General features: G+C 42.8%; 11 protein-coding genes. 8 read left to right on the forward strand and 3 right to left on the reverse strand.

Going from position 1 to position 10178, the window contains the following annotated elements:
- Positions 1–31 precede the first annotated feature (31 nt).
- The 7 genes from HZC12_08745 to HZC12_08775 all read left to right on the forward strand — a co-directional run bounded on the left by HZC12_08745 (position 32) and on the right by HZC12_08775 (position 8103).
- Positions 32–421 (forward strand): FixH family protein, encoded by a 390-nt coding sequence (locus tag HZC12_08745; protein MBI5026790.1) that lies wholly within the window; start codon positions 32–34, stop codon positions 419–421.
- Between the two features lie 64 nt (positions 422–485).
- Positions 486–1649 (forward strand): TolC family protein, encoded by a 1164-nt coding sequence (locus HZC12_08750; protein MBI5026791.1) that lies wholly within the window; start codon positions 486–488, stop codon positions 1647–1649.
- Between the two features lie 116 nt (positions 1650–1765).
- Complete coding sequence (locus HZC12_08755) at positions 1766–2956, forward strand: efflux RND transporter periplasmic adaptor subunit (protein ID MBI5026792.1); 1191 nt, start codon at positions 1766–1768, stop codon at positions 2954–2956.
- 129 nt (positions 2957–3085) lie between these two features.
- On the forward strand, positions 3086–6280 hold the full coding sequence (locus HZC12_08760; protein ID MBI5026793.1) for an efflux RND transporter permease subunit: 3195 nt from the start codon (positions 3086–3088) through the stop codon (positions 6278–6280).
- Between the two features lie 11 nt (positions 6281–6291).
- Complete coding sequence (locus HZC12_08765; protein ID MBI5026794.1) at positions 6292–6684, forward strand: hypothetical protein; 393 nt, start codon at positions 6292–6294, stop codon at positions 6682–6684.
- A gap of 274 nt (positions 6685–6958) precedes the next feature.
- The gene (locus HZC12_08770) at positions 6959–7705 is read left to right on the forward strand and encodes a hypothetical protein (protein ID MBI5026795.1); all 747 of its coding nucleotides are present in this window, start codon (positions 6959–6961) and stop codon (positions 7703–7705) included.
- Between the two features lie 17 nt (positions 7706–7722).
- On the forward strand, positions 7723–8103 hold the full coding sequence (locus HZC12_08775) for a response regulator (protein MBI5026796.1): 381 nt from the start codon (positions 7723–7725) through the stop codon (positions 8101–8103).
- Between the two features lie 7 nt (positions 8104–8110).
- Here the strand turns inward: HZC12_08775 and HZC12_08780 are convergent, their stop codons facing one another.
- Together HZC12_08780 and HZC12_08785 are read right to left on the reverse strand one after the other, a co-directional pair.
- Entirely contained in the window at positions 8111–8665 is a 555-nt protein-coding gene (locus HZC12_08780; GenBank protein ID MBI5026797.1) for a Slp/YeaY family lipoprotein, read from the reverse strand.
- 49 nt (positions 8666–8714) lie between these two features.
- Positions 8715–8987 (reverse strand): sulfurtransferase TusA family protein, encoded by a 273-nt coding sequence (locus tag HZC12_08785; GenBank protein ID MBI5026798.1) that lies wholly within the window; start codon positions 8985–8987, stop codon positions 8715–8717.
- Positions 8988–9078: 91 nt separating this feature from the next.
- Between HZC12_08785 and HZC12_08790 the strand changes: the two genes are divergently transcribed.
- The gene (locus tag HZC12_08790) at positions 9079–10002 is read left to right on the forward strand and encodes an RluA family pseudouridine synthase (protein MBI5026799.1); all 924 of its coding nucleotides are present in this window, start codon (positions 9079–9081) and stop codon (positions 10000–10002) included.
- On the opposite strand, the gene HZC12_08795 is transcribed toward HZC12_08790, so the two are convergent.
- Positions 9986–10178, reverse strand: a 193-nt coding sequence (locus tag HZC12_08795; protein MBI5026800.1) for a topoisomerase DNA-binding C4 zinc finger domain-containing protein, incomplete at its 5' end; no start/stop codon positions are given. The genes HZC12_08790 and HZC12_08795 overlap by 17 nt on opposite strands.

The raw sequence follows: 10178 nt of genomic DNA on the forward strand, positions 1-10178 counted from the left end.
CCAAGATTATAAAGGAAAAAGGAGGTAAGTTATGAAAAGGTTGGTTGTATTTACTTTAGTCCTGCTTTTAATTGGAGGCATCGCTTATGCAAAGGATTATGAGGTAAAGAAAAAGGCAGGCGAGTATGATGTCACGGTGAAGATTGATAAGAACCCGCCTGTTGTCGGTGACAATAACATCACTATTGAAATCAAGGATGCATCAGGTAAATACATTACTAACGCAAAAGTAAAGGTTGAATACTCCATGCCAGCTATGCCCGGAATGCCGCCAATGAAATACAAGACTGATGCTGAATTAAAGGGGAATGAATATAAGGCAAAGATGAATCTTCCGATGTCAGGCTCCTGGGGTATAGCGGTAAAGATTACAAGGGCTGGCAAGACTACAACGATGAAGTTTAATGTTGACGCAAGGTAGAAAAAATAGGGTCATGGGTCATGGGTCATGGGTCAAAAGTCTCTTGCCCCTTGCTATTTGCCCCTTGACCCTTTTCTTACTATTCACTGTTCACTTTTCACTGTTCACTGCCAATGCCTTTGCTGAGGACCTAAAGCTCCAGGAGTTAATTGATGAGGCATTAAAAAACAATCATGAGATCTTGATGGCTGAGTCAAAATGGAAGACATCGACCTACAGGATTCCTCAGGCAAAGAGTCTTCCTGACCCTATGTTCATGGTGGGTTACCAGAATGAGGGATGGAAGAGATACACATATGGAGAGATGGAGGGAGCGCAGTGGATGCTCTCTGCATCCCAGATGTTTCCATTCCCCGGGAAACTCTCCTTAAAAGGCGAGATGGCTACAAAGGATTCAGAAAGTCTGAATGCATCGTATAGCGCTATAAGATTAAAAACCATAGCGAGGGTTAAAGAGCTTTATTATGAACTATTCCTTACTTACAAAGATATAGACCTCGTTGGAGATAAGAACACTCTTTTTTCAAGGATAGAGGATGCAGCTATTGCCCGATATTCGTCAGGAATGGGTCCTCAACAGGAGGTATTGATGGCTCAAACAGAAAAGTATATGCTCATTGAGAAAGAGGAGATGTTAAGGCAGAAGATACAATCACTGGAGGCAATGCTCAATACCACACTCAGCAGGGATGTCAACTCTCCTCTCGGCAGACCTGGCGAGCCAACTTCTACAGCATACACATACGACATGGATGAGCTTATCAGGGTGGCTTATGAAAATTCCCCTGAAATAAAGGTCAGGGAGAGGATGATCGCAGCGGCAGAGGCAAAGGTGAAAATGGCAGAGGGGACAAAACAGCGACAGGCTGTGAATGAAGCAAAATCATTCAGGTCAGAGGCAGCCCATGAACTTGAGGCGGCCAGGTTTATGCTTTCATCGAGCATCAGGGATAATTACTCCATGCTTAAGACATCAGAGAGGCTAATGGAATTATACAAGAACGGTCTTATACCAAAGACATACCAGGATTTTGAATTAGCCCTTGCTGGTTATGTAACAGGGAAGGTTGAAGCTATAACTGTTATAAACAGGCTAAAATCTCTCCTTGATTTTGAGCTTCTATATTGGAGACAGGTTGTGGAGAGGGAAAAAGCGATAGCGAAGCTTGAAGCAATAACAGGAGTCAAAAGTCGGGAGTCAGGAGTCGGGAGTCAGGAGGGGAAATGAAAAAGAGAAATCTAATAATTATTGCTGGTTTAATTTTAATAATTGGGCTTTTATTTCATTTTTCAAAGGCAATCTTTCTAAAGGGTATTTTTCAAAGTAAGGCTCCACAATCAGCGATGGCTCAACAGCCTGCACCCGGGCATCCTGGACATAGTGGTGAAGCATCTCAGGCTAAGCCACAGGTATCAAAGGAAGAACAGAAAGAGTCTGAGGAAGAAGCTCCCACTGTTGAAATTCCTACAGAATTACAACAACTGATAGGAGTTAAAACCACAGAAGTCTCAGTAAAACCTCTTCAGAAAATTATCAGGACTGTAGGACGCATCGAATACGATGAAAGGAAACTTGCCACTGTCAATACCAAGTTTGAAGGCTGGATCGAAAAGCTCTATGTTGACTATACAGGTAAGTATCTAAAAAGGGGAGAACCTCTTGCAGAGATTTATAGCCCTGAGCTTTTCGCAACACAGCAGGAATTTATAAATCTATTAAGGTGGGCGAAACAGAGCAAGATCAAAGAGACAAGAGACGAGAGACAAGAGACAAGTAAATATAATAACTCGTCACTCGTCACTCGTCACTCGTCACTGGATGTTAAAGATATGCTCTCTCGGGATGCTGAAACAATAATCGAGGCAGCAAAACAAAGGTTGAGACTCTGGGACATAACAGATGCACAGGTTAAAATAATTGAAGAAACAGGTAAGCCTATACGGACGCTTACCCTTTATAGTCCAGTGGATGGCTATGTAGTGCAAAAAATGGCACTACAGGGAATGCGTGTAATGCCTGGAGAGAAGCTCTTTGATATTGCTGATTTAGCAACAATCTGGGTTATCTCTGATATTTACGAATACGAATTACCACTGATAAAGACAGGTCAGACAGCAAGAATCAGTCTGAGCTATTTCCCCGGCAAAGAATTTTCATCAAGGATTGATTATGTCTATCCCACCCTTTCAGGTGATACAAGGACAGCAAAGGTGAGGTTCACAATCCCGAACATAGGTGGACAACTTAAGCCCCAGATGTTTACCAATGTCGAAGTTAAGATCAATATAGGTAAACGTCTTGCTATTCCTGAAGATGCAGTAATAGATACGGGGACGAGACAGATAGTCTATGTAGATAAAGGAGAGGGTTATTTTGAACCGAGGGAGGTTAGTTTGGGTCTCAGAGTTGATGGAATGGTAGAAGTTCTGAAAGGGCTCAAGGCCGGAGAAAAGATTGCATCATCAGGCAACTTCCTGATTGACTCGGAGGCGCAGTTAAAAGGGATAAAGCCGCTTGAAGGGCATAAACATTGATACTGGTCATAAATACAGGATATAACTCTTTCGCTCATTCTCGCTGCGCTCCGAGGCTTTGCCCCGATAAAATATCGGGGCAAAAAAACCGCTCAAGAGCCATATCCTGTATTTATAATCCTGATTGATATGATTGCAAAGATAATAGAATATAGCGCTCGTAATAAATTCATTGTCTTTTTGTTTGTATTCTTCCTGGTTGCATGGGGATACTGGGCATTAAAAAAGACCCCCCTCGACGCAATACCTGATTTAAGTGATACACAGGTAATAATCTACACTGAGTGGCCTGGAAGAAGCCCTGACCTCGTTGAAGATCAGATAACGTATCCAATAACATCGACCCTTCTTGCTGCGCCAAAGGTGCAGGTTGTGCGCGGCTTTTCTTTTTTAGGGAGTTCATTTATCTATGTCATCTTTGAAGAGGGGACTGATATCTACTGGGCAAGAAGCAGGGTGCTGGAATATCTTCAGGCAGTTAAAGGAAAACTTCCTGCTGATGTCAACCCTGTGTTAGGGCCTGATGCAACGAGCGTTGGCTGGGGGTTCTCTTATGCTGTGGTAGATGAGACAGGTAAGCATAACCTTGCAGAGCTTCGGTCTATACAGGATTGGAATATAAAGCTTGCCCTTGAAAGTGTCCCGGGAGTTTCCCAGGTTGCAAGCATCGGTGGATTTGTCAAACAGTATCAGATAACCGTAGACCCAAATAAACTTCTGGCATACAACATTCCCATAATGAAGGTAATGGAGGCTGTAAGGAAAAGCAACAGGGATGTGGAAGGACGGGTTCTGGAATTTTCAGGTATTGAATATATGCTTAGAGGAAGGGGTTATATTAAAACCCTCAAGGATCTGGAAAATGTCCCTGTGGGCACCAACGGGATTGGAACACCCATCTTTTTGAAAGACATAGCACGCATACAACTTGGACCCGAGATAAGAAGGGGGCTTGCTGAGCTTGATGGGAAAGGTGAGGTGGCAGGTGGCATTGTAGTTGTTCGATTTGGCGAGAATGTCCTTAATGTCATAGAGAGGGTTAAGGAGAAGATTAAAAGGGATATCGAGCCAAGCCTTCCTGAGGGCACTAAGATTATCACTACTTATGACAGGTCTGACCTGATACACCGCTCCATTGATACCCTGAAGGAAGAGATTATCAAGCTATCAATAGCAGTGAGTGTAGTTTGTGCCGTATTTTTATTTCACCTGCCGAGTGCACTTGTAGTTATTCTTACATTGCCTATCGCTATTATTATCTCCTTCATATTTATGTATTATCTGAATGTTACTTCAAATATCATGAGTCTTAGTGGTATTGCCATTGCCATTGGAGCGATGGTAGATGCCTCAATCATAATGGTTGAAAACGCCCACAAGAAACTGGAAGAATGGGAGTCCCGTGGAAGACAGGGCAGCAGGGTGGATGTAATCGTTGAAGCAGCAAAAGAGGTTGGCCCGGCCCTTTTCTTTTCCCTCCTCGTGATTACTGTGGGGTTCCTTCCGGTATTCACCCTTCAGGCTCAGGCTGGAAGGCTCTTTAAGCCATTAGCATATACAAAGACCTTTGCCATGCTCTTTTCGTCATTCCTTGCCATAACCCTGACACCTGTGCTAATGACCCTGTTGATCCGCGGGAAAATAAAGCCTGAGGGAAAAAATCCTCTCGGCATCATACTTCACAAACTCTATGAGCCAATAGCAAAGGTTGCTTTGAGGTTTAAAAAGGCAGTTATAATACTCGCATTAATCGTTTTGGTATTGACCATCTACCCCTTCCTGAAGCTCGGCTCAGAGTTCATGCCTCCTTTATATGAGGGGACACTATTTTATATGCCTGTAACCGTACCAGGAGCATCTATATCCGAGGTCACAAAACTACTCCAGTTACAGGACAAGTTGTTAATGAAGATCCCGGAAGTGGCACAGGTCTTTGGAAAGGCAGGCCGTGCTGAGACAGCTACCGACCCTGCACCACTTGAAATGTTTGAGACTGTTATAAATCTGAAACCCGAATCTGAATGGAGAAAAGGCATGACAGTGGAGAGGCTTAAGAATGAGATGAATGACATACTAACTATACCTGGAGTTGCAAATTCTTTTACCATGCCTATAAAGGCCCGCCTTGATATGCTTTCCACAGGGATAAGAACACCTGTTGGGATTAAAGTTCTGGGTCCAAATCTCGATGAAATAGAGAGATTGGGACTGGAGATAGAAAACCTCACCAGGGATATTCAAGGTACGAGGAGCGTCTATGCAGAGAGGGTAACCACAGGTTATTTTTTAGACTTTACGGTAAAGCGTGATGAGGCAGCACGGTATGGTCTGACTGTTGATGACGTCCAGGAAGTAATACAGTCTGCTATTGGCGGAATGAACATCACCACTACAGTTGAAGGAAGGGAAAGATACCCGGTAAATGTCAGATATTCGAGGGAGTTGCGGGACAATATCGAACGACTAAAGAGGGTGCTTGTGCCTGTAATGAATAGTCAACAGTCAGCAGTCGGCAGTCAGCAGTCAGGCATGACAACTACACAACCTGCATCTATGAGAATCCTTCAAGTCCCTCTCGGTGAGCTGGCAGATATAAAGATTGTCAGAGGGCCGACAGTTATAAAGAGCGAGGAAGGGCTTCTAACAGCTTATGTTTACATAGACTTTTCAGGGAGAGATGTAGGTGGTTATGTAAATGAGGCAAAAAAGAAAGTCGCCTCATTAAAGATCCCGGAAGGTTATCGCCTTGAGTGGAGCGGCGAGTATGAATACCTTGTTAAGACGCAGGAAAGACTGAAACTCGTTATACCCCTCACTGTACTCATAATCTTTGTCCTTATCTATTTCAATACAAAATCTGTTACAGAAACAATGATAGTCCTTTCTGCTCTTCCTTTCTCCCTTGCAGGTTCATTCTGGCTTCTCTATCTTCTCAACTACAATATGAGTATAGCCGTATGGGTCGGTATAATCGCTCTCGCAGGATTAGCCGCAGAAACAGGGGTGGTGATGCTTCTATATCTGGACCTTGCTTATAACCAGTGGAAAAATGAAGGACGGTTAAATAGTATTGATGACCTGCGGGATGCTGTGATGTACGGTGCAGTTAAAAGGCTGAGGCCAAAAATAATGACGGTGAGCGTTATACTTGCAGGTCTTATACCCATAATGTTCAGCCATGGTACAGGTGCTGATGTGATGAAAAGGATTGCAGCGCCAATGGTCGGTGGTGTTATCACTTCCACTGTCCTTACATTGATAATATATCCTGCCATATACATGATATGGAGGGGAAAGGAGTTTAGAAAGAAACGGGCACAATAATGAGATATGTAGTGGTATTACTCATTCTTCTTTTTATCGGGAATGCCTTAGCTTCAGAGATGGGGCATAAACATCTGATGACACCTGAGATGAAGAAGCATCATAAGACAATGTCTGATATCGGGAATCGCTGGAACGAGGCGAAGATGTGCCTGGACGAAGGTAATCTTAATAAGATGAAACCGGTAACAGAGGCCATGTTGAAGGCAGCTAAAAATGTTTACAATTTTAAACTACACAGAAATGAGGATAAACGCAATGAATTTCATGAGGAGTGCGATATCTTCAGGAACGATTTGGAAAGACTTAGAGGTGCTATAGTGGTTAAAGATATTGAGATGGTCAAAAAGCTTTCTGTATCTGTAGATAAAGCCTGTATAAGATGTCATAGCAAATTCAAATAACGAAGTTTATTTTGTTCCACTCTACGAGTCGTAGACCAGCAGGCAAAAGGTGTTTAAACCTCGTCTCACCTATCTCTCCCTTAAGCTGTGTCATTTCACCCCATTGTGAGCGAAATGGCTCAATAAAACAGTGGCTTTATAAGTAAAACTACTAAGTTTTGCATCCCTTAACCCGCACAAAACCCCATTAAATCATTATTGAAGAACCACCTTCACAGATGGTATTTTTCTTGCTTACACAAAAGATAAATAAAATTATTAGAGGTGGATTTATATGCTTAAAACTAAGACATTGGTATTATTCGCTATCTTAATTGCTTCTTTATCTATAGCCTATCTCGCTTATGGAGGAAGCATCGTAGGTTCAAAACACGACCTCAAAAGTGACTGGGAAAAAGGCAGTGCCCTAATGAAGCAAACTCTTAATAATTATGGTGAAGTCTGTGTCTATTGTCATACCCCCCATTCAGCAAACACCAATATTTCTGTTCCACTGTGGAACAGAAATACCCCAACTGGGCCTTATACTATATATACCAGCGCTACAATGGATACTGCACCATCAAATCCTCCAAGTGGCGTGTCCCTGGCCTGCCTTAGCTGCCATGACGGTACAGTTGCAGTTGACTCTATTATTAATGCGCCTGGCTCTGGTGCTAATCTCACAGGCCCCTGGTATGGACAGAGCGCTGCAACTTATCATTTTGCAATGAAAGCGGGGGCCAATGCCTGCGGAGAGTGCCATAATGGTACTGCTGGCCCTAACACTTATATAGGCACAAATCTTTCTAAAGACCACCCTATATCCATGTCTTATCCGACATCTTCTCAAGACCCCCAGTTTAAAACACCACCTGATGTCCAGAAGGGCTGGGGAGGGAATTTGACTAACGATGTAAAACTCTATGCGGGCAGGGTAGAATGTGCATCATGTCACAATGTTCATGACCCTGATGTAATTCCATTCTTAAGAAGGTCTAATTCAGGTAGCGCCTTATGCACGACATGCCATATAAAATAGAAGTAGGACTTCTGACTTTGGAGAGAAAGATTAAGATATTAGTTGTAGACGATGAAAAACTTATTAGATGGTCATTAGGAAAAGCCCTGCAGACTGCAGGATACGATGTGGATGCGGCAACTAACGGCGATGAGGCTCTACAGATGATGGAAAAATTTAGATACGACATAGTTGTCACTGATTTAAGGATGCCTGGTTTAACCGGCATTGAGCTACTGAAAAAGATTAAAGAAAAGGGGAGTGTTCCTCCTGTAATATTTGTTTCCGCATATCTCTCCAATAAAGTAATTGATGATGCCATTCAGAGCGGCGCTTTCAAATGCGTGAGCAAACCCTTCCAGATGGAAAATATCCTCCATGTTGTCAGGGAAGCATTAGAATTCAAAAATGTAGCATAATGATTTTCTACCAGTAGGGATAAGGAGGATATGGTCTATAAGGCGGAGAGTACCAGTAAGGCCCGTATCTGTAAGGATACCAGTATGGGTCATACCAGTAAGGCGGATATGGATATAATTCTCTGTAGAATGGTTTCCTCAGGTACATCTCTTTGGGTGAGATAACAGGGTAGACATATTCTATCTCTCCAAGAGGCATTGTCTTCTTCCCTGATACCTCTCCCACCACTGTAATTTCTTTTCCGTCTGAATAGATAAAGGGGTCCAAATACCCTGGATAGAGGATGAGGAACCTACCGGCTGATACATCCTCTTCAATTGGCCTCCCCCATCTGTCAAGGGCCTTTTGAAGAACCACTATAATGGTTCCTTCCTTAGTATTTTTTGTCTGAATGATGACTCCGCCAAGAAGAACCACTCTCCCTCTGTAAGCTTCAGGGTCCCTCAATAGCTCCTTAAAACTTATTTCAGTATCAACCATTTTTAACGCTTCATCCGACACCACATGGGCACACCCTGAAAAAAGAAGAAGCACAACAATGATTATTAAAATTATCTTCATATAAGTTTGTATCTTGGAATTTGGTTATTGGTTATTCACGTATGTGTCTCTATTTCTCTGTGTGCTCTGTGGTTAACGTATTTTGAAGTTGCTTCTGGATTATAAAGGTAAAATTCCCCGCATCTTCCTTCATCTCGATAATCTTAGCTCCCTCTCTTTCGCATAGCCCAGGAATGCTGTGTTTGGTGCTGCTATCAGTGGTAATAACTTGAAGGACCTGCCCTTTTTCCAGCGATTTTAAGGCGCTCTTAGTCTCAATCATAGGTTTTGGACAGACCATCCCTTTAACATCCAGTACTTTGTCGATTTTAGTCTCTGCCATATAGCCCCCTAAATTAGCGAATCAAATAAGTTCTAAAAATATTTAACCACAAAAAACAATCAGTCGTCAATTAATTCTGTTAAAATACCTCATGAGAAAACCTGCCATTTATAATGTACAGAGAGAAGATGCATCTATAAGGCTTGACAGGTTTGTGAGTGCAAAAAGCGGCTTGTCTCGCTCTCAGGTGCAGAAACTCATCAAAAAAGGCCTTATCCTTGTAAATTCTTTGCCTGAAAAAGCTAATTACACAGTCAGAACTGGAGATGTTATCGAACTTAAACTGATAGAAGAAGTCCCTCTATCTCTTATCCCCGAAGACATACCCGTGGACATACTATGGGAAGATGAACACATTGTAGTTGTCGATAAACAACCAGGGATGGTTGTATACCCGGCGGCTGGCCACAGGAGTGGAACTCTTTTGAACGCCTTAAGTTATCGGTATAAACTCCCATTAAGCGGAGGGCCGTTAAGGCCAGGCGTTGTTCATAGGCTTGATAAAGATACATCAGGCGCCATCGTGGTTGCAAAAACCGATGAAGCATATGCAGGTCTGAGCAGGCAGTTCAGAGAAAGAGGGGTTGAAAAACACTATATTGCCCTTTTATACGGTAGTCTTCCTGATGACAGGGGAGAAATAAGGGCACTAATCGGAAGGTCAAGGGCTGACAGAAAAAAAATGTCCACAAGGACAAGGAGAGGCAAAGAGGCAATCACAGAGTTTAATGTTATTGAACGCCTTGGTTCTGCCTGCCTTGTGGATGTAAAGATTATCACAGGAAGAACCCATCAGATAAGGGTGCATTTTTCATCTACAGGACATCCTGTCCTCGGTGATAAAACTTACGGGAAAAAGAGGGCTATCAACCTCGGGAAAAAAATCATAACCTTTGAACGGCAGATGCTCCATGCACACAGCCTGAGATTTAAGCACCCTATAGATGGGAGGCTTTTAGAATTTAAGGCTCCAATGCCAGAGGATATGAAAGCAGCTATCAAAGAGCTTCGGTGAGAGCCTCCTCTTTATAACTACATCCCTTTTTGATACAGATAAGGAATTCTCCTTTTTTTGTTTTCTTCTCAACCAGGAAATCCGCACCACAATCGGGACATGTTTTCGAAACTGGCCTGTACCAGGTAGCAAATGTGCATTTCGGGTAATTGCTGCAACTAAAAAAGGTCTTGCCT

Source organism: Nitrospirota bacterium (assembly GCA_016214385.1).
Classification (GTDB): domain Bacteria; phylum Nitrospirota; class Thermodesulfovibrionia; order UBA6902; family JACROP01; genus JACROP01.

Excerpts from the sequence above, each read along its gene's own strand:
- HZC12_08760 (MBI5026793.1), top strand. The coding sequence starts at position 3,086 with ATGATTGCAAAGATAATAGAATATAGCGCTCGTAATAAATTCATTGTC.
- HZC12_08780 (MBI5026797.1), bottom strand. The coding sequence starts at position 8,665 with ATGAAGATAATTTTAATAATCATTGTTGTGCTTCTTCTTTTTTCAGGG.
- HZC12_08770 (MBI5026795.1), top strand. The coding sequence starts at position 6,959 with ATGCTTAAAACTAAGACATTGGTATTATTCGCTATCTTAATTGCTTCT.
- HZC12_08755 (MBI5026792.1), top strand. The coding sequence starts at position 1,766 with ATGGCTCAACAGCCTGCACCCGGGCATCCTGGACATAGTGGTGAAGCA.
- HZC12_08745 (MBI5026790.1), top strand. The coding sequence starts at position 32 with ATGAAAAGGTTGGTTGTATTTACTTTAGTCCTGCTTTTAATTGGAGGC.
- HZC12_08790 (MBI5026799.1), top strand. The coding sequence starts at position 9,079 with ATGAGAAAACCTGCCATTTATAATGTACAGAGAGAAGATGCATCTATA.
- HZC12_08785 (MBI5026798.1), bottom strand. The coding sequence starts at position 8,987 with ATGGCAGAGACTAAAATCGACAAAGTACTGGATGTTAAAGGGATGGTC.